16 protein-coding genes are annotated in these 17,540 nt (G+C 62.9%); 10 read left to right on the top strand and 6 right to left on the bottom strand.

What is annotated here, in order from left to right; translation table 11 throughout:
* Nucleotides 1-24: 24 nt before the first annotated feature.
* On the top strand, nucleotides 25-771 hold the full coding sequence (locus UW3_RS0125565; RefSeq protein WP_010226870.1) for an enoyl-CoA hydratase: 747 nt from the start codon (nucleotides 25-27) through the stop codon (nucleotides 769-771).
* Between the two features lie 120 nt (nucleotides 772-891).
* Here UW3_RS0125565 and UW3_RS0125560 read toward each other — a convergent pair whose 3' ends face one another.
* Together UW3_RS0125560 and UW3_RS27755 are read right to left on the bottom strand one after the other, a co-directional pair.
* A complete protein-coding gene (locus tag UW3_RS0125560) occupies nucleotides 892-1,194 on the bottom strand; it encodes a DUF6124 family protein (RefSeq protein WP_010226869.1) in 303 nt (100 codons plus the stop codon).
* 304 nt (nucleotides 1,195-1,498) lie between these two features.
* On the bottom strand, nucleotides 1,499-1,999 hold the full coding sequence (locus UW3_RS27755) for a GNAT family N-acetyltransferase (RefSeq protein WP_010226868.1): 501 nt from the start codon (nucleotides 1,997-1,999) through the stop codon (nucleotides 1,499-1,501).
* A gap of 161 nt (nucleotides 2,000-2,160) precedes the next feature.
* Here UW3_RS27755 and UW3_RS0125550 point away from each other — a divergent pair, with 161 nt between their 5' ends.
* Nucleotides 2,161-2,838, top strand: a complete 678-nt coding sequence (locus tag UW3_RS0125550; RefSeq protein WP_010226867.1) for a DUF3313 domain-containing protein — start codon at nucleotides 2,161-2,163, stop codon at nucleotides 2,836-2,838.
* Here UW3_RS0125550 and UW3_RS0125545 read toward each other — a convergent pair.
* Complete coding sequence (locus UW3_RS0125545; RefSeq protein ID WP_010226866.1) at nucleotides 2,835-3,242, bottom strand: OsmC family protein; 408 nt, start codon at nucleotides 3,240-3,242, stop codon at nucleotides 2,835-2,837. The two genes, UW3_RS0125550 and UW3_RS0125545, sit on opposite strands and share 4 nt — an antisense overlap.
* Nucleotides 3,243-3,417: 175 nt before the next feature.
* Between UW3_RS0125545 and UW3_RS0125540 the strand changes: the two genes are divergently transcribed.
* Nucleotides 3,418-5,076: an alkaline phosphatase D family protein gene (locus UW3_RS0125540; protein ID WP_010226865.1), complete on the top strand. Its 1,659-nt coding sequence runs from the start codon at nucleotides 3,418-3,420 to the stop codon at nucleotides 5,074-5,076.
* 20 nt (nucleotides 5,077-5,096) lie between these two features.
* Here UW3_RS0125540 and UW3_RS0125535 read toward each other — a convergent pair whose 3' ends face one another.
* Together UW3_RS0125535 and UW3_RS0125530 are read right to left on the bottom strand one after the other, a co-directional pair.
* Nucleotides 5,097-6,395, bottom strand: coding sequence for a serine/threonine transporter (locus tag UW3_RS0125535; RefSeq protein WP_026001545.1), 1,299 nt, complete (start codon nucleotides 6,393-6,395; stop codon nucleotides 5,097-5,099).
* Nucleotides 6,396-6,509: 114 nt separating this feature from the next.
* The gene (locus UW3_RS0125530; RefSeq protein WP_010226863.1) at nucleotides 6,510-7,886 is read right to left on the bottom strand and encodes an L-serine ammonia-lyase; all 1,377 of its coding nucleotides are present in this window, start codon (nucleotides 7,884-7,886) and stop codon (nucleotides 6,510-6,512) included.
* 146 nt (nucleotides 7,887-8,032) lie between these two features.
* On the opposite strand from UW3_RS0125530, the gene UW3_RS0125525 reads away from it, so the two are divergent.
* Nucleotides 8,033-8,968: a LysR substrate-binding domain-containing protein gene (locus UW3_RS0125525; protein ID WP_026001544.1), complete on the top strand. Its 936-nt coding sequence runs from the start codon at nucleotides 8,033-8,035 to the stop codon at nucleotides 8,966-8,968.
* Nucleotides 8,969-8,980: 12 nt separating this feature from the next.
* On the opposite strand, the gene UW3_RS0125520 is transcribed toward UW3_RS0125525, so the two are convergent.
* The gene (locus tag UW3_RS0125520) at nucleotides 8,981-10,696 is read right to left on the bottom strand and encodes a sulfatase-like hydrolase/transferase (RefSeq protein WP_010226861.1); all 1,716 of its coding nucleotides are present in this window, start codon (nucleotides 10,694-10,696) and stop codon (nucleotides 8,981-8,983) included.
* A gap of 403 nt (nucleotides 10,697-11,099) precedes the next feature.
* Between UW3_RS0125520 and UW3_RS0125515 the strand changes: the two genes are divergently transcribed.
* The 6 genes from UW3_RS0125515 to UW3_RS27750 form a co-directional block, all read left to right on the top strand.
* Nucleotides 11,100-12,452 (top strand): UDP-glucose dehydrogenase family protein, encoded by a 1,353-nt coding sequence (locus UW3_RS0125515; RefSeq protein WP_010226860.1) that lies wholly within the window; start codon nucleotides 11,100-11,102, stop codon nucleotides 12,450-12,452.
* Complete coding sequence (locus UW3_RS0125510) at nucleotides 12,449-13,519, top strand: NAD-dependent epimerase (protein WP_010226857.1); 1,071 nt, start codon at nucleotides 12,449-12,451, stop codon at nucleotides 13,517-13,519. Before UW3_RS0125515 ends, UW3_RS0125510 begins: the two co-directional genes overlap by 4 nt.
* Nucleotides 13,516-14,262 carry a sugar transferase gene (locus tag UW3_RS0125505; RefSeq protein WP_010226854.1) on the top strand — a complete coding sequence of 249 codons (747 nt, stop codon included), beginning with the start codon at nucleotides 13,516-13,518 and terminating at the stop codon, nucleotides 14,260-14,262. The genes UW3_RS0125510 and UW3_RS0125505 overlap by 4 nt, the downstream gene beginning before the upstream one ends.
* Nucleotides 14,263-14,910, top strand: coding sequence for a CpsD/CapB family tyrosine-protein kinase (locus UW3_RS0125500; RefSeq protein WP_010226852.1), 648 nt, complete (start codon nucleotides 14,263-14,265; stop codon nucleotides 14,908-14,910). It abuts the gene before it with no gap.
* 22 nt (nucleotides 14,911-14,932) lie between these two features.
* Nucleotides 14,933-15,955, top strand: coding sequence for a polysaccharide biosynthesis/export family protein (locus UW3_RS0125495; RefSeq protein WP_010226851.1), 1,023 nt, complete (start codon nucleotides 14,933-14,935; stop codon nucleotides 15,953-15,955).
* Between the two features lie 20 nt (nucleotides 15,956-15,975).
* Nucleotides 15,976-17,540: GumC family protein (locus UW3_RS27750; protein WP_010226850.1), on the top strand; the 1,565-nt coding region annotated here is incomplete at its 3' end.

Here is a 17,540-nt window from a genome sequence, read left to right as displayed (position 1 = left end):
TACCTACAACAACACAGGCACGCCATGAACGAGTTGATCACACGCGAACTGCACCAGGGCCTGCTGACCCTGACCCTCAACCGCCCAGATAAGCTCAATGCGCTGAACACGGCCATGTACACGCGGTTGGGCGATCAGTTGCGGGCAGCGGCCGAGGATGCGCAGGTCGAGGTGATCCTGCTCACCGGTGGCCCACAGTGCTTTTGCGCCGGCAACGACCTGAAGGATTTTCTCGACAACCCGCCCACTGCCATGGACAGCCCGGTGTTTCGCCTGATGCGGGTGATCATGGCCCTGGACAAACCGCTGATCGCTGCGGTGGCGGGGCCGGCCATCGGCATCGGCACCACCCTGCTGCTGCACTGCGACCAGGTGCTGGTCAGCCGCTCGGCCAAACTGCGCCTGCCGTTCGTGCCGTTGGGCTTGTGCCCGGAATTTGGTTCCAGCCTGTTGCTGCCACGGCTGCTCGGCCATGCGCGGGCGGCGCGACTGTTGCTGTGCAATGAGCTGCTCACGGGCGAACAGGCCGTCGAGTGGGGCCTGGCCAATGAACTGCATGAGGATGGCGAACAGTGCCTGGCGGCCGCACGCAAACTGGCCCAGCGCCTGCAGGCCTTGCCCCAGGATGCGCTACGGATCAGCAAGCGCTTGCTCAAGGATGCCCATCGGCAGGAGCTGGAGGTCACTGTTCAACGTGAAGGCTTGCTGTTTATCGAGCGGCTGCACACGCCAGAGGCGAAAGCGGCGTTGCGGGCACTGGTCAAGGATTGACGCTCCCGGGGCTGCCTTGCAGCCCATCGCCGGCAAGTCCGGCTCCCACATGCTGACCCTGTGGGAGCTGGCTTGCCAGCGATCGAGTGCGCAGCGCTCGTAAATTCAGGCGACACCGAGTCAGTCTTTCAGCACCCTCAACTCAATCCCGTCCAACAACGCATCCACCAGCGCCCTGGCCAGCTCCACCGATTGCTGGGCCGAGCAGACAAACCCTCGTCCTTCCTCACTGCAGTGCTGCACCGCCTGGCCAATAGTGGCGCTGGCGCTCTTGAGGTACAGCAAGGCATGCACCAGCGCGTCTTCGGCGCTGACACCTGCGCACACGCTGAACAAGGGTGGGTGCTCCGGGCAACTGTTGACAGGGGTTTCGACGGTTTCAGCGAGGTGCAGGCTTGGGGGATCGGGGACGAGCTTTTTCATGGTCAACTCCTAACTTGTGGAGCCGCCACGCTTTCGTCGCCAAACAAATGGGTGGCAGCTGTACGCGGGTTGGCGAACCGGTAAGTTAGGAACCCGGCAGGGCCGAAGCCCTCCCGCGCACAGCCACCATAGAGCGTAATGGTTAGGATAGGTCCTAGGACCTGAGATTGGCTAGCGCTTTGCCGGCCTCATCGCTGGCAAGCCAGCTCCCACAGTGGCCGGCGTAACGCTGAACTTGTGGGAGCTGGCCTTGCCAGCGATCGAGTGCGAAGCGCTCGTAAACCCAGGCAACGCCGACTTTGAATCAGCACCTCAACTCATACCGCAACCGCGCATTCGCCCCACTCGCCGCAGCCACCCGCCGGAACCCCAACCTCTCCGCCAGCCGCTGGCAAGCCACATTCGCCGGCGACGTGGTCAGCCACAGCAGCGAGCCTTCCAGCACCGGCAGCAGTGTTTCCAGCGCCTCGGTCATCAAGCCCTGCCGGGCATGGACCTCGGCGATCCAGTAGCCCAAGCCGACCTTGCCCTGGGCATCCGGGCGCACGCCCAGGCAGCCGATCAGTTCGCCGCTGGCCAGGAACAGGTAGTAGCGTTTTTCGCCCTGGGGCGCTGCCCAGTTCTGCCGGGCCTGGAGCAGGCTTTGCCGCGCCTGCTCCAGGGTCCAGTCGTCGCGGGCCCAGGGCAAAAATTCACGGTGGAAGCCGTAGTTGGCGTTGAGCACAGCCTGCAGTTGCGCGGCAAAGGTCAGTTCCGGGGCGTGGAGTTTCAGCTGTTTGCTGCGCAGGCGGCGGGGCAAGTCCATTGCGGGGTCCTGAGGTGGGTAAGGACCGACAAGTATTGCATAGACCTATCCTTTACGAGCGCTTTGCGCTCGATCGCTGGCGACCTGGCCAAGAGCTGCTAGCGTTGTTCAGGCGATCAATCCCCTGCCCCGTGCGGTCATTGCCAAGGATACGAAAGTCGATGAAACCCACCTTGCGCTCCACCCTGCTCTGCTCCGCCCTTATCGTATTGGCCGGTTGCGCCAGCTCCCGGGTCGACCCCAGCCAGTATTCCGGGTTTCTCAAGGACTATAGCCGCCTCAAGCCCGCCGAAAGCATCTCCGGCCAGCCGGTGATGCGCTGGATCGACCCGCAGGTGAAAGCCGCGCGCTTCACCAAGGTGTATATCGAGCCCAGCCAGTTCTACCCCAAGCCCCAGCCCACTGCGGCGATATCGCCGCAGACCCTGGGGCAGATCACCCAGTACTACAACACCGCGCTCAAGCGTGAACTGGGTGCCGAGCTGCCCTTGGCTCAGGGTCCGGGCCCGGGTGTGCTGGTGGTGCGCCCGGCGATCACCGCCGTGTCGACCAAGACCGAAGGCCTCAAGCCCTACGAAGTGATCCCCATCGCCCTGGTGGCCGCCGCCGTCAACACTGCCGCCGGTGGCCGCGACCAGGAAGTGGACATCGCCACCGAGGCAGCCTTCCTCGACGGTGGCAACAACAAGGTGATCGCTCAGGTGGTACGCAAAGGCACCGGCGAGGCCTTGGAAAACAACACCTCCAAGCTGGCCCTGGAGAACGTCAAGCCAGTGCTGGACGGCTGGGCCAGCGACCTGCGCAAAAGCTTCGCCAAGCTCAAGAGCGAATCACGCTAGTCGCTCAGTTCACTGTCGATGACGATGCTGCCGCTGAGCAGCTTGTGCACCGGACAGGCATTGGCCACGCCCAGCAGGCGCTCGCGCTGGGCCGCATCGAGATCACCGTGCAGTTCGATCACACGCTTGATCTCGGTGCGCACTTCAGGGCTTTTCACCTCACTGACGATGTCCAGCTGCACATGCACATGGTGCAACGGCCACTCCTTGCGTTTTGCATACATCGACAAGGTGATTGCGGTGCAGGCGCCAAGGGCCGACAGCAGCAATTGATGCGGATTGGGACCGCTGTCGTGGCCGCCCAGCTCGCGGCCCTCATCAGCCAGCCACTGCTGGGCACCGGCAGCCAGGCTTACCTGATACGGAACATCGCCAAGGTCGGCGTAAACGGTTGATGCGCTCATGAGCTTCCTTAATCGGAGATGGGTACACCCGCCTACCCTAGCGCCCAAGACCCGCCGCCGCCAGTCGCGCGGTTGAACTACAGCGTCCTGCGCGCAGAACGACGCACAATGGCAGAACCAGGCCAATCCGCTTTACTTGCCGGGACAACAACTTGACCTGATAAGGAAATCGACCATGTCCCAGCTCCTGGACCCCACCTCCAATGAAAGCAAATACGCCAAGCTGGCCAGCGCCGCGATCATCGGTGCGATCACGCCAACCAGCGTACGCTTGTGGTTTCGCGTGTACATGCCCGGCGAGTGGGTGCTGGTGGTCACCACCACGCCGTTGAGCGGCGACCTGCAGCGCCTGGATGAGCTGCCCGTGGCCGATTTCCTGAAAAAACACAAGATCAAGCCGGTGTTCGTCCAGGCGCAAAAATTCAGCTTCGACAGCGACCTCACCGGTGTCTTTGCAGTGACTGGCCTGAAGGCGCAAAGCACCTATTACTATGCCCTGATCAGCAGCGAAACCGACCACCTGATCATCCGTCGGCGCACCGAAATCGGCGCCGACTCGCCGAAAAACTTCATCACCCCGGCGATCAATCCCGAAACCCTGACCTTCGGCTTCTACAGCTGCCACGACCCGATCAGCGCCGACGGCAGTGCCGGCGCCTGGCCGCTGCTGCACCAGCAACTGATCGACCAGCGCGCGCAGTTCGTCATCGGCGGTGGCGACCAGATGTACGTCGACACCAACAAGAAAAACGGCTTCCTGGATATCTGGGAATGGCTGAAAGAAAACAAGCAGGCCCTGCTGGCCCACTACAAGAAAGGCAACAGCTACGACAAACCCGGCATCGAGCAGTACCTGCTGAACATCTACCGCTGGTACTACCGGGTGTACTGGAACATCCCCACCCTGCGCGAGGTGTACGAGCAGTTCCCGCAGTACATGATCTGGGACGATCACGAGATCATGGACGGTTGGGGCTCGCTGACCAACAAGGAGCGGCAAAAACGCATCTCGCTGCTGTTTGAAAGCACCAGCAACGGCCCCACCAACCAGATGCTCGTCGACCTCATGTGGCGCGCCGCCTGCCGCGCTTATTATGAATACGAGCACAGCCACAACCCTGTGACCTCGATCAACCTCGACAAGCCCGACGACTGCCACTGGGACTACGCCTTCGAGCAAGGCGGCTCGGCCTTCTATGTGCTGGACATGCGCGGCCATCACGATATCGAGGCCAACGACCCGCACAAGATCCTCGGCAGCGCGCAAATGAAGCGCTTCAAGGACTGGTTGAACAGTGCCGTGGTGCAGAGCGCCAAGGCGGTGTTCATTGTCTCGCCGGTGCCGGTGATGCACTGGAAGAACGCGGTCACCAACGGCGCCGATTTCGGCTCGCTGAAGGATGACTGCATGGATGAGTGGGACCACAAGAGCAACCTGGCCGAACGCAAGGTACTGCTCGATCAGGTGTATGCGGCGTTGGGCAAGAGTGCCAAGCCGGTGGTGTTTCTCAGTGGCGACGTGCACTGCGCGGCGGTGTTTCGCCTGTTGCACAAGCAATACCCGGCGGCCAAGGTGTTCCAGGTCACCTCCAGCGCCATCTCGCGCCTACCGGCGCCGGACATGCTGAAGATGGCCATCAGCGGCGGTGGCGAGATGCCGGGCATTGCCAACATGGTCTGCGAGCGCTGGTACGCCATGGCCGGCGCTAAGAACTTCGCCCTGCTCAGCGTGCGCCCGTCACTGGATGGCCAGCAGACCGAAGTGCTGGTGGAGCTGCACTGGCCCAGTGGCGAGGATGGTGAGCTGACCAAGCGCCGGGTGGTGCTCAAGTAACCCGGCGCTTGGTGCTCGGGTCAAGCGAAGAACGAGTACAGGATCGCCGACAGGGTAATCAAGCCGATCAGTACTACAAACACATTCGAGGCCTTGCCCGAGTATTTGCGCAGCGCCGGCACCTTGTGGATGGCGTACATCGGCATCAGGAACAGCAGGCAGGCGATGATCGGCCCGCCGAGGTTCTCGATCATGCCGAGGATGCTCGGGTTCAGGGTCGCCACGGCCCAGCAGGTAATGACCATGAACAGCGCGGTCATTTGCTCCAGGCGCTTGGCCGAGACTTGCTTGCCGCGGCTGCGCAGGCTTTTCACGATCATGCCCTGGAAGCCTTCGCTGGCACCGATGTAGTGGCCGAGGAACGACTTGGTGATTGCCACCAGGGCAATCAACGGCGCCACGAAGGCGATCACCGGGGTCTGGAAGTGGTTGGCCAGGTACGACAGGATCGAGATGTTCTGTTGCTTGGCTGCGGCAAGATCCGCCGGGCTCAGGGCCAACACGCAGCTGAAGCAGAAGAACATCACCGTCAGCACCATCATCACGTGGGCACTGGCGAGGATCTTGCCGCTCTTGGCGTCGGCCTGTTCGCCGTAGCGGTGCTTCTGGTCAACGGCAAAGGCCGAGATGATCGGCGAGTGGTTGAAGGAGAACACCATCACCGGGATGGCCAGCCACAAGGTCTTGAAGAACAGGTCCAGGGGCATGCCTTCGCTGGCCTGGGCGAAGAAGGCGCCGTTCCAGTTGGGGATCAGGCTCAGAGCCAGCAGCAACAGCGCGGCAACGAACGGATAGACCAGCAGGCTCATGACCTTGACGATGATGCCCTGGCCGCTGCGCACCACGATCATCAACCCGCAGATCAGCAACAGGGCCAGCAGCGCCCGCGGTGGCGGGGTCACATGCAGTTGGTGTTCCATGAAGTTGCCCAGGGTGTTGGTCAGGGCAACGCTGTACACCAGCAGGATCGGGAAGATGGCGAAGAAGTACAGCAGGGTGATCAGCTTGCCGGCCCCGACGCCGAAGTGTTCTTCGACCACTTCGGTGATGTCTTCACTGGCGCCGCGCTTGCCCGAAAGCACGAAGCGGGTCAGGCCACGGTGGGCATAGAAGGTCATCGGGAAGGCCAGTACCGCCAACACCAGCAGCGGCCAGAAGCCCCCTACCCCGGCGTTGATCGGCAGGAACAGGGTGCCGGCGCCGATGGCGGTGCCATACAGGCCCAGAACCCAGGTGGTGTCGTGACGGCTCCAGGCACGGCTTTGCGCAGGCGCGGCCGAGTCCACACGAACGGTCGTGGTGCTATTTAAATCAGTCATCGATATTGCCTTGTAGTTGTTTTTGTTGCGTATGAATATCTTTGGAACAGGGGTGCAGCTATCGCGGGTCAAGCCCGCTCCCACATGTAGGAGCGGGCTTGACCCGCGATGGGATCAACACTCGACGAACGCGACCGCCAGGCCGCCGCGCGAAGTCTCCTTGTAGTTGGCATGCATGTCGGCGCCGGTGTCGCGCATGGTGCGAATCACCCGGTCGAGGGAGATGAAGTGCTCGCCATCGCCACGCAAGGCCATCTGCACGGCGTTGATGGCCTTCACCGCAGCAATCGCATTGCGCTCGATGCACGGCACCTGGACCAGGCCGCCAACCGGGTCGCAGGTCAGCCCGAGGTTGTGTTCCAGGGCGATCTCGGCGGCGTTTTCCAGTTGCATCGGCGTTGCCCCGAGCACTTCGGCAAGGCCGGCAGCAGCCATCGCGCAGGCCGAACCGACCTCGCCCTGGCAACCCACCTCGGCCCCGGAGATCGACGCGTTCTTCTTGCACAGGATGCCCACGGCGGCGGCGCTGAGCAGGAAGTCGACCACGTCGTTGTCGCAGGCATCGGGGTTGAACTTCATGTAGTAATGCAGCACCGCCGGGATGATCCCCGCCGCGCCATTGGTGGGCGCGGTGACCATGCGCCCGCCGGCGGCGTTCTCTTCGTTGACGGCCAGGGCGAACAGGTTGACCCACTCCATGGCGCTCAGGGTCGAGCCGATCACGTTGGGCTTGCCCAGTTCCTGCAGGCTGCGGTGCAGCTTGGCGGCGCGGCGCTTGACCTTGAGCCCGCCGGGCAAGACACCCTCGTTGCGCAGGCCGTTGTCGACGCACTCGCGCATGGCCGCCCACAATTTCAGCAGGCCGCTGCGCACCTCGGCCTCTTCACGCCAGGCCAACTCGTTGGCCATCATCACCTGGCTGACCCGCAGTTGGTGCTGCTTGCACAGCGCCAGCAGCTCGGCGGCGCTGTCGAAGTCATAGGGCAACTGCACCTGCTCGGCACTGTTGCCCGCCTCGCCCACTTGCGCCGCCTCGACGATAAAACCGCCACCGACCGAGTAATAGGTTTGCTGCAGCAACGAGCCGCTGGCACCGCTGGCTTCCAGGGTCATGGCGTTGGGGTGATACGGCAGGCTTTCGTCGAGCAGCAGCAGGTCGGTAGCGCAGTCGAACGGGATCGCCCGGCGGCCGTCGAGCATCAGTACCTGGCTCTGCTGCAATTGCGCGATCAGCGGCTCGATGCTCTGCGGGTCGATCTGGTCGGGCCATTCGCCCATCAGCCCGAGCAGGCAGGCCCGGTCGGTGGCGTGGCCGACGCCGGTGGCCGACAATGAACCGTACAGGCGCACCTCGACCCGGTTCACCTGTTCCAGCACACCGTGCTCACGCAGCGCCCGGGCAAAGGTTGCCGCTGCACGCATGGGCCCTACGGTGTGGGAGCTGGACGGCCCGATGCCAATTTTGAAAAGGTCGAAAACACTGATAGCCATGCTAATGCCTGACCGAGGTAACATTCCATGTCACGCAACGGCGCTGTTAAAAAATTGATGGGTGTCGCGAAGTTGCGCGATACTGCCCGGTCACTGCCGTCTTGACCAACGAAACTTTCTAAGCAAGCCTTTAGCAGAGCTAAACAATGAAGCGACAAATGAATGGCCAGATGTACGTTTGGCTGCATGTGTTTGCCTGTGCGGCGCGGCACTTATCGTTCACCCGCTGCGCCGAAGAACTGCACATCACCCCCGGCGCGGTCAGCCAGCAGATTCGCCAGCTGGAGGAGCGCCTGGGCTTTCGCCTGTTCCTGCGCCGCGCGCGCGGCGTGGAGCTGACCGCCGAGGGCCAGCGCCTGGCACAAACCGTCAGCGAAGCCTATGGCAGCATCGATGCCGAGCTGCGCCGCCTGGATGCCGGCGAAATCCGCGGCACCCTGCGCCTGCGTTCAATCCCGTCGTTCCTGGCCAAATGGCTGACCCCGCGCCTGCCGCGCTTGCAGCAACGCTACCCGGACATCCAGCTGCGCCTGGTGGCCGAAGACAGCAGCCAGGCCCTGCATGAAGGCGACTTCGACCTGGCCATCGACCTCAACGACGGCAGCTACCCGGGCATGCACTCAACGCCCTTGCTCGACGAGCAGATCTTCCCGGTCTGCGCCCCCTCCCTGCTGCGCGGCCGCCCACCGCTGCACGGCCCGGCGGACCTGGCGCACTATCCGCTGCTGCACGACATCACCGCCTGGCGTGGCAGTTCGGAGTACGCCGAGTGGGAGTTCTATCTGGAAGGGATTGGCGCCAGCGGCCTGGATGTGCGCCGTGGGCACACGTTCAACCGCAACCACCTGACCATTGAGGCGGCGATTGCCGGCATCGGCGTGGCGATTGCCCGGCGCACCCTGCTCAACGACGAGCTGGAGCGCGGTACGTTGATCGTGCCGTTCGGCCTGCCGATCGCCAACCACAAGCGCTATGTGCTGTTGTACCCGCCCGGTGGCCTGGCGCATCCAGGGGCACGCGCGGTGCATGACTGGCTGGTGGAAGAAGCCGAAGGTTTCAGAGCCCTGCACCCCCCGGTGTAAACCTGTGGCCGATCAGTCGGCCTGGCCGACCGGCATCTGCGCCTGGGTCGCTACCGGACCGCCCTGGGGCACGACCACCTGGCTCAGATCGATACGCCTGAACACCGGTTTGGCCCCCAGGCGTGCATTGAAGCGGGTATTGAAGCTGAAGTCGTCCTTCGTTGGTACCACCAGCGAACGCCCGTAGATGGGGGCGATGCCGGCCGGATCGTAACCGAGCAACTGCAGCAAGGTGGGGAAGATGTTGTAGTGGCTGGAACGATCCTTGTTGCTCGCCAGGTGCGCTTGCCAGTCGAGGGTCTGCAAGCCCTGGCCCTGGATCACCACCAGCGGCACCAGGCCCTCTTCTTCTACCGGGTTGCTGTCGCAGTGCGTATTCAGGCCGGGGTTGCCGCGCTCGTGCAGGTCCTGGCCGTGGTCGGAGGTATAGATGAGTACCGCCTGGCTGAGGTCGGCGTTGGCAAACAAGCGATTGAAGAACTCGCCGACATTCCACAACAGGCTGTTCATGTACGAGTTGCGGTACAGCACCCAGTCTTCGGGCTGGCCGGAGAAACCATCGCGCCGGCCGGTGTCGGTGATGTCGGTGTACTGCCCGCGCGGCAAGGCCGGGCGGTAGGTCAAGAAGTCGTCGGGGTATTTGTCGTGCACAGGGAAGTGCACGCCGACCTTGTTGATCACGATCAGCTGCGGCTTGCCGTCGCCCAGCAGCTCACCGAGCTTGGCCACGGCGGCCATGTCGCGGTCACGCACCGGGGTGCTGTCGAACTGGATGAACTGGTCGATATCGCGTTTTTCCGCCGCATTCATCAGGTTCTGCAGGTTGCCGCCCGTGCGCTGGGCATCGATGTACACGGTGCCAAGCCCTGCGACCTTGGCGTATTGCCAGATCGACGGCAAGGTCGAGTTGATGCGCAGGTAGTCGTCGCGGGTGCCGCCATAGCGCAGGGTGACGTTGGTGTCGGAGCTGCAATTGGCAATCGAGGCGGCGTAGCCATAGTTGAAGATACTGACCCCGGGGCGGGCCTGGTTGAGCTGGCTGCGTACGCCATGGGCGGTGTTCAGGTCCAGGTAATTGCCGGAGACGCTTTCGTCGATGATCAGCACAATGTCACGGGCCAGGGCCGGGCCGCTGCGCGCCAGGGTCACCGGTTCACGGGGGCCGACGCTGTCGTGCAGCGACTCGTAGAGCATCAGGTTGGAATACGCCAGCGGCGTGTACATGATCGGCAAACCGCGCGCACCCTCGCCGGCGCGCACGAACAGAATCGCGGTAAGCAAGGCGATGCCTAGCAGCGGCGCCACCCATGGCAGTGCCCCGGGCCCAGGCACGCTGTGCCGTGGCTTGAGCCCCAGGCCCAACAGCAACAGCAGCGAGCTGCCCAACACGCGGAGGATTACGCTGTGGTACTGCTCTATGGCCTCACCGATAAAACCACCGGAATAGACCATCGAGATAAAGCCGCTGTAGGTCAGGTAGTCGGCGGTAATGCGCGTGTAGGCATCGAAGAACACCGCGCTGGCGCTGAACACCCCTGCAAAGCCCCAGCGTAACCAGCCCTGACGAATGTTCGCGCTCAGCAGCAAGGCCAGCACCAGCAGCACCAGCACGCCGGCATACAGCAGCAATGCCGGGTTCAGGCCGATGGCCTCAAAGCGTTCCAGGTAATAGGGGTAGTTGCTCAGCAGGTAGAGCGCGAGCAGCAGTTCCTTGAAGTATCTGTGCATCTCGTCCTCACCTGGAAACCTTGAAATTGCCGTGGACATTGACACGTTAGCAGCGCTCCCCCAAAGCGCAAACCGGAACAACGTCAATTTTCTGACCAAACTTGGCAGCGTCAATTCTGACAATTCAAAAACGCGAAAACGTTGCATTCGCGTAGCAACTGCATGCATGAACACCTTGTTTATCACGGCTTTCGACCGTTCATCGTTTTGCGATGCGGCAATTGGCCAGTGCTTAGCAATGCTAACCCTCGGATTTAGAACAGCTTGATCGCAAAAAGTCCAAATCGCGACGACTGTAAATTCGACGAAACATGCCATTTGATTGACACAGTTTTCCACGGGTGGGCTATACCGAAATCACACCACTGTTTCATCCTCCTTACTCCATACGAGGCGCGCCGACATGGACGTGAGTGTGTTTGGCACCGGCTATGTCGGTCTTGTACAAGCTGCAGCCCTTGCAGATGTGGGACACCGGGTTTTATCCGTCGATGTCGATACCCACAAGATCGATCAACTGCGCCAAGGCGTACCGCCCATCAGCGAACCCGGCCTCTCGAGCATGCTCGAAGAGAACATCAAGGAAGGCCGCCTGCTGTTCAGCACGCAAGCCAGTGACGCCGTCAGCCACGCCGAACTGATCTTCATCGCCGTCGGCACGCCGCCGGATGAAGACGGCTCGGCCGACCTCTCCCATGTGTTGGGGGTGACCCGGCAAATCGCCGGGCTGATGGAGGCCGACCGCACCCTGATCATCAAGTCCACCGTACCGGTCGGCACCGCCGACAAGGTCACCGCCCTGGCCCGCGAAGAACTGCAGCGCCTGGGCAAGGGCGCGCTCAAGGTGCGGGTGGTGTCCAACCCCGAGTTCCTTAAAGAGGGCAGCGCGCTGGCCGACTGCATGCGCCCGGACCGGATCATCGTCGGTACTGCCGATGACCAGGCCCACGACCAGCTCGCCGAACTCTACGCGCCCTTCTGCCGCAACCATGAAAAGCTCATGTTCATGGACAACCGCAGCGCCGAGCTGACCAAGTACGCGGCCAACGCCATGCTCGCCACGCGCATCAGCTTCATGAACGAACTGGCCAACCTCACCGAGCACCTGGGCGCCGATATCGAAGCCGTGCGCAAGGGCATCGGCTCCGACCCACGCATCGGCTACCACTTCATCTACCCCGGTTGCGGCTTTGGCGGCTCGTGCTTCCCCAAGGACCTGCGCGCCCTGCTGCACACTGCCGAACGCAGCGGTATGCCCCTGCGCTTGCTGCAGAGTGTCAGCGACGTCAACGACGCCCAACGGCAGATCCTCTTCGCCAAGCTCAAGCAGCGTTTCCCCGGCAGCCTGGCCGGAAAGTCGATCGCCGTCTGGGGCCTGGCCTTCAAGCCCAACACCGACGACATGCGCGAAGCGCCCAGCCGCTACCTGATGGAAGCGCTGTGGGCCGAAGGCGCTACCGTGTGCGCCTTCGACCCGGAAGCCATGGCCGAATGCCGGCGCCTCTATGGCTACCGCAAAGACCTGCAACTGTGCGCCACCCGCGACGACACCCTGGAAGACGCCGACGCCCTGGTGATCTGCACTGAGTGGAAGAATTTTCGCGTGGTCGACTTCGCCCTGCTGGCCAAGAAGCTGCGCAGCCGCCTGATCGTTGACGGACGCAACCTGTACAACCCCGAGCAGGTCGCCACCTTCGGCCTGAGCTACAGCGGCATCGGCCTGCGCCAGGTCCAGCCCGAGGTACCGGCGCCATGAAGATCCTGGTCACCGGCGCCGCCGGTTTCATTGGTGCTCACTGCAGCCTGCGGCTGTTGCGCGATGGCCATCAAGTGATCGGCCTGGACAACTTCAACGACTACTACGACCCGGCGCTCAAAGAAGCGCGGGTGCGCTGGGTCGAAGCCGAAGCCGGCGCGTTTACCCTGCAGCGCCTTGACCTGAACGATACCGTCGGCATGGCCGAACTGTTCGCCAGCGAGCAACCCGAGGTGGTGATTCACCTGGCGGCCCAGGCCGGTGTGCGCTACTCGCTGGAAAACCCAAGGGCCTACATCGACAGCAACCTCAGCGGTTTCCTGAACATTCTCGAAGGCTGCCGCCACCATCCGGTGCAGCACCTGCTGTATGCCTCGTCGAGCTCGGTGTACGGCGCCAACCAACACATCCCGTACCGGGTCGAGGATGCCGTCGACCATCCGCTGTCGTTGTATGCCGCGACCAAGAAGGCCAACGAGGCCATGGCCCACAGCTACAGCCACCTGTTCGGCATCCCCGCCAGCGGCCTGCGTTTCTTTACCGTGTACGGCCCCTGGGGCCGCCCGGACATGTCGCCGATCCAGTTCGCCCGGGCGATTGCCGAGGGCCGACCGCTCCAGCTGTTCAACTACGGCCAGCACCAGCGCGACTTCACCTACATCGACGACATCGTCGAAAGCCTGGTGCGCCTGATCCCGCTGGCGCCACAAGCCAACCCGGCCTGGGACCGCGAGCATCCGGACCCGGCCAGCAGCCCGGCGCCATGGCGCTTGTTCAATATCGGCGGCCAGCGCCCGGTGGAACTCAGCGACTACGTGGCGCTGCTGGAAAAACACCTGCAGCGCAAGGCCGAGGTCGAGCTGCTGCCCTTGCAACCGGGCGATGTGCTAGCCACCTGTGCCGATGTCAGCACGCTGGAGCAGGTCACCGGTTTCACCCCCCAGGTTTCTCTGGATGAAGGGCTCGGGCGTTTTATTGCCTGGTTTCATCAGTACTACCCGCGACCTGACCAGGACGTAGCGCGGGCAAACGGGCAGGCGCCCGTGCATCAGCGGAGGGCGGTATGACAGGCCAACCTAAAAGTGCGCAACTGCAGGCACTGTATCAAGACAAGCGCATGGACCCCGCGCATCGCCAGCGCATCGACGCGGCGATTCACATGCAAGGCCGTGGCTGGATGACCGGCCGCGCGGGCGGGCGTCCCTGGACCCTGTCGCGCACCAACCGGGTGGTCGCCTGTTTTGGCGCCCTGTGCATCCTCCTGTTGATTTCGCCGTTGCTGCTGGCGCTGGCCGTGCTGGTCAAGTTCAGCAGCCCCGGCCCGGTGTTCTTCGTGCAGAAGCGTACCGGCTACCGCGGCCGTGCATTCGGCATGTACAAGTTCCGCACTATGGTCGCCAATGCCGAAGCCCTGAAGGATTCGGTGCGCCACCTGAACAAGCACGGCGCCGATGCCATCGATTTCAAGATCGACAAGGACCCGCGCGTCACCCCGATCGGCCAGTGGCTGCGGCGCAGCAGCCTGGACGAGTTGCCCAACCTGTTCAACGTGGTGCGCGGTGACATGCGCCTGGTCGGCCCGCGCCCCACCTCGTTCAACGCCTATCGCTACAAAGACAACCACCTCGCTCGCCTGAGCATCCACCCCGGCATGACCGGCCTGTGGCAGATCTCCGGACGCAGCGACATAGACTTCGACCAGCGAGTCGAACTGGACCTGAGCTACATCAACGAACAGAGCTTGATGCTGGATCTGAAGATCCTCCTCAAGACTCCCTTCAAAGTCTTCAGCGGCCACGGAGCAAGTTGAATGGACGGTTCTACTTCAAGAAGTCTGACGATCGCCACCCCGAGCGAAACCAACCTGACCTCCACGGTGCTCGACGAAGACCAGCGCATCCTGCTGCTCACCGCTGCCAACACCGGCAGCGGCACCAGCACCAGCGCCCTGGCCTTCGCCAGCCAGTTGGCGTTGATGAGTGGCGGCCCGGTGTTGCTGGTCGACAGCAGCCCAAGCAGCAACAACCTCAGCCAGCAACTGGCCCTGCATAAACTGCGCGGCTTCAGCGACCTGATGTTTGACCAGGACACCCCGCCGCTGATGCAGGACTGCATCGTGCGCCTGTCCGACCAGCCGTTCGACCTACTGCCGGCCGGCACCTACAAGCGCGGCAAGGAGCGGCTCAACCCCGATCTGCTGCGTGTGCTGCTCAAGCACATGAGTGAGCACTACCGCTTCGTGGTGATCGACGGCGAGGCCGTTTACGCCAGTGCCGACAGCCTGATCATCGGCACCCTGGTCGACGGCGTGATCCTGGTGGTGTGCGCCGAAGACACCCGCTGGGAAGTGGCCCAGGCCACCGCCCAGCGCCTGACCCAAGCCGGCGCCAGGTTGATCGGCAGCGTGTTCAACCGGCGCAAGTACTACATGCCCAAGTGGCTGTACAACAACCTTTAGGCCAGCAGCCCAGGAGCCTCACATGAAATACACGACGTTCGCGCTGTGCCTGCTGACCCTGGCCGGCTGCGCCAATCAAGACACCCGGCAGATGCCGGTCCAGATCATGACCGCCAACCCGGCCAACGCCCAGGATGCCGAACTGCCGCGCAGCGAGCAGGTGCTACGCCCGCAGGACGTGCTCGATGTGATCTTCCACATCAGTACCAGCGGTTCGGCGGCGTACCGCATCCAGCCCGGTGACACCGTGGGCCTGCAGTTCCCGGCGGCCAGCTCGCTCAACGGCAACCAGCTGGTGCTGCCGGACGGCACCATCGAGCTGCCACGGGCCAACACCTCGGTGAACATCGCCGGGCAAACCCCGGATGAAGCGCGGCGGACCATCCAGCAGGCCTACCGCAACAAGCACCTGTTCCAGCCGGGGCGTGACAACGTCACCGTGCAGGTGATCAGCCCGCTGACCAACGAGCAGCAGCTGAAAAGCGCCCTCAGCCACCCCGCCACCGGCATGAGCCGCGAGATCACCGTGGGCAGCGACGGCCAGGCCAGCTTCCCGGAAATCGGCTCGGTACCGCTGCAGGGCATGACCGTCACCCAGCTGCAGACCTACCTGAACAAGCGCTATGCCGACCTGCCGGGGCGGATGACCGTGGACGTGATGCTCAAGTCCACCGCCGTCAACGAAATCTACGTATTGGGTGAAGTCGGCCAGCCCGGCGCCTACCCGATCCGCCGCCCGGTGTCAGTGCTCGAAGCCCTGACCCTGGCCCGAGGCCCGAACGTCAAGGCGCGGCTCGATTCGGTGGTGATCATGCGCCGCAACGGCAACCAGGTGCAGGCCGTGCCCTACAACGTCGACGAGGCCCTGGATGCCAGCGCGGCGCAAGTCGCCTACCTGCAGCCGGACGACATGCTCTATGTGCCCAAGACCAAGCTCGCCAGCGCCGGCGACCTGGCCCGGCAACTGGCTGACGTGGTGCTGTTCCAGGGGGTCGGTTTCAGCTTCGGTTATCGCGTTGACAACAAAGAAAGCGACAACAACTAATCCCAGGCGGGTATCCGAGCATGAATACAAAAGAAAACTACCTGCATGAATTCTTCAGGATCTTCTTTGCCAACCGCCAGTTGGTCAAACGTGTGTTCCTGGTCTTCGCAGTGATCGCCTTGCTGTTGCCGCTGGTGCTCAAACAGAGCTTCGACATTACGGCGCAAGTGATCGTGCAGTCGAAAAAACTGTCCCAGAGCGATACCAACACCGCCCTGGCCCAGGAGACCGACAAGTTCATCCCACCGTCGCTGGCCGACATGGAAACCGAGAGCAACATCCTGCGCTCGCCAACCCTGATCCGCGAAACCATCAGCCAGCTGCGCGCCGAGGGCAAGTACGAGGTCCCGCCAAGCCTGATGCAACGGATGGTGCTCGGGCCGATCCGCAACATCATTACCAACCCGCTGCGCGAGTACGTGGTCAACCCGCTACGCTCGCTGTTCGGCCTGGAAGTCGACCCGGTGCGCGACACCGAGCTCGACACCCTGACCGATGACGCCATCGAGGACCTGAAAATCGAAACCCTGCCGGGCTCCAACGTGGTCTCGGTGACCTACAGCTTCCCCGATCCGAAACTGGGTACGCTGTTCGTCAGCCGCCTGCTCGACAACTACCTGCACAACCGCCAGAACCTGCAGTCCAACGAGCTGCCCGAGCAGTTCTACGAGCAGAAGAAACTGCAGTACCAGGTGCGCATGGATAACCTCGAAGGCAGGCGCTTGGGGATGCTCGAGAGCATCGGCTCCTCGGACCCCAAAGAAGAAATCACCTTCCGCCTCAACGCCATCAACACCGAAGAACAGGCGCTGAACCTGTACCGCGACCGCCTGCTGCAAAGCCAGCAGTGGCTGGAGTACCTGAAAACCAGCCTGGCCGCGGCCGGCAACGCTGGCATGCGCGATTTCGCCTTCCCCTACACCTTCACCACCACGGTCGACAACGTGGCGTTCGAGGACCGCGAGATCAAGCAGCTCGGTGAACAGCTGACCACCCTGGTGCTGACCTACGTCAGCGACCTGGCGGTGTTCCAGCCTGGCAGCGAGCAGATGCTGCTGCAGCGCGAACAGATCGCCAAGACCCGCCAGCAGTTCCTCAAGATCGTCGCCAACCGCATCAAGGAGCGTGAAAAGGACCTGGCCGTGGTGCAGAACGTGATCGCCCAGAAGACCCAGCGCATCGCTGACTTCAAAGGCCGCGTGCACCAGTTGCAAGAGACCCAGAGCAAGGCGCGCCAGCTCGACACCGAGATCGACGCCCTGCACAAGGCCTACTTTACCTACACCCAGCGCTACGAAGAGTCGCGTGGGGCCGACCTGCTCAACGGTCTGTCCAACGCGCGGATCCTCAGCGCGCCGTATGAGCCTGCGGAGCCGGCGTTTCCCAGGCCGCTGCTGATCGTGCCGTTCGGCATGCTCACCGGCCTGCTGCTGGCCATTGCCCTGGTGTACGTCAAAGAGTTCTTTGACCGGCGCTTCAAGCACCCGGCGCAAATCAGCCATCAACTGGACCTGCCGGTACTGCTGGTGATCAACGACCAGACCCCGGAAACTCCCAACCCTTACAAGGGCTGGTCGCTGCCGCG

It is taken from the genome of Pseudomonas donghuensis (assembly GCF_000259195.1).
In the GTDB taxonomy this organism is placed as follows: domain Bacteria; phylum Pseudomonadota; class Gammaproteobacteria; order Pseudomonadales; family Pseudomonadaceae; genus Aquipseudomonas; species Aquipseudomonas donghuensis.
This window is presented reverse-complemented; position numbering and strand designations above follow the sequence as displayed.